This is a genomic window from Enterovibrio nigricans DSM 22720 (assembly GCF_900167155.1).
Lineage (GTDB): Bacteria > Pseudomonadota > Gammaproteobacteria > Enterobacterales > Vibrionaceae > Enterovibrio > Enterovibrio nigricans.
This window is the reverse complement of the sequence record NZ_FUXU01000208.1, coordinates 1-1,656: the sequence shown is the minus strand read 5'-3', so window position 1 is coordinate 1,656 and position 1,656 is coordinate 1. Positions and strand designations below refer to the sequence as shown.

Below are 1,656 nucleotides of genomic sequence, written 5' to 3'. Positions count from 1 at the left end.
ATTGATGGGTGTAGCCGATCAGATCGTAGCTTCTAGATTTAGTTCCATCGATTTAAGCAACAAAGCCTCTCCGATAGTCAAAACTTAAATCAACTAGAGGCTCTTTTTTAGATCATGTATCAAAACGGTTTTTATGCTGAAATGCTTGCTTTTGACGAAGGTTCTCATGATCACGGTTCAAGTAACTTGTCGTTTTTATAACGAACATGGAATTGGTCATACTGGCTTTCCTTTTTTCGCGGTCTTGAATGTAAACACAGCTTTCAACTCAACTATGCCTGCGAAGTTCGTGATTTTGCTGTCAAATATAAAATCGTCGAGATGGCGATGAATAGCTATGACGCCAGGCAGGCCATGCTCTCAATGTCGCTTATAAAACACCGTCCTAAACACTTTAAAAACTCTCACCGAGACAAATAACAACTCTTCCTTTTGACATCGCCAACATTGAACTTATTTGCAAAGTCGATGAGCAGTGGTCTTTTGTCAGCAACAAGAAGAATTGTCGCTGGCTTTGGTATGCATGGGAACTACGCTACAAGCGTGTAATAGCTTATGCTTTTGGTAAGAGAAGTTCTGCCGCGTTGCAGGTATTACTCGACGCATTGACTGTTTCGATGTGCGTTTCTTTTTGCCTATGACTTCAGCAGGTTGTGTTCTAAGTTGCTGGGTGTCAAACGATGTCTTTGTGGAGGCTTGAGCTGTATGCAGTGAAAGTTGCACGTACGGTTCATAGAGAGACGGCACTTGGCAACAAGTGTCGCCTACTCGACAGAAACGAGCCAGCGATAATCTGCTGACGTGTTAGTCTACGTTTAAATTATAGGTCTGATACCCCTAGAACTGCGGTTTGAAACGGGTATCTAAGGCGTTAGGCGCGAGGTAAACGGTCGAGACCTATAGGCTTGTGCAAACTTATAGGCCTCACGGGGGCAAATATCGGGATTAATAGGGTAAGGCGATTTTGCCGTATTGAGGGGGGGCGCCTTTCTCTTTGAGGTAGTATTCCAAATCCTGCAAACGGTCAATGTCTTCCATAGGTACATCAATTTCTGCGCTCCAGTAACGACAATCTGCTTTTGCGTCTTGCTTACCTATCCACTTAAACTGGGATTGCCTGACCACGGTCTTTGGGACTTCTTGCGGACGTTGGAACAAGGCATACATGACCAACCCAAACTGTCGTCCGCCGTTCCAAAGCTCGGCAACGGGTTTACTGAGTGTCTGAGGGCTGACGATGGAGCCAATCAACTCTTCAATGACCACATGCAGCTCCTTGTTCCCGTCAGCCAGCGCCCAAACGATACGGGCAAACAGCGTTAACTCTTTTACCCCATAGGTACGACACAAAGACACCACAAAGGCTTTCTTTTGCTTCATGGCTATATCCAGGGCAAACGCGAAGTGTTTCAGGGAGTAAGTTTTAATGACGGTTTTCTTGCCCAATTGGGTATAGGCATCATAGGGGTCATAAAGCGCGATACGTCGCGCTTTTTTCAGTTGGGGCAGTTGATGCACGGCGGTGGTTTTCCCGCCACCTGTGGTGGCAGAAAATAACATATGCCGTGCTTTGAGTGACGGGTTACTGTTTATCGCCATGCTCTGCACTGTCCTTTGTCTGTTTGGCACGTCGGGAAGGCGTGCTGTTAACGGTTG

General features: G+C 46.2%; 2 protein-coding genes. One reads left to right on the top strand and one right to left on the bottom strand.

Annotated features, from left to right (window positions below; genetic code table 11):
• Nucleotides 1-416 precede the first annotated feature (416 nt).
• Nucleotides 417-641, top strand: a complete 225-nt coding sequence (locus B5D35_RS25595; protein WP_078754831.1) for an IS1 family transposase — start codon at nucleotides 417-419, stop codon at nucleotides 639-641.
• A 304-nt stretch (nucleotides 642-945) separates the two neighbouring features.
• On the opposite strand, the gene B5D35_RS23610 is transcribed toward B5D35_RS25595, so the two are convergent.
• On the bottom strand, nucleotides 946-1,656 hold a 711-nt coding region (locus B5D35_RS23610), incomplete at its 5' end, for a hypothetical protein (protein WP_212567571.1).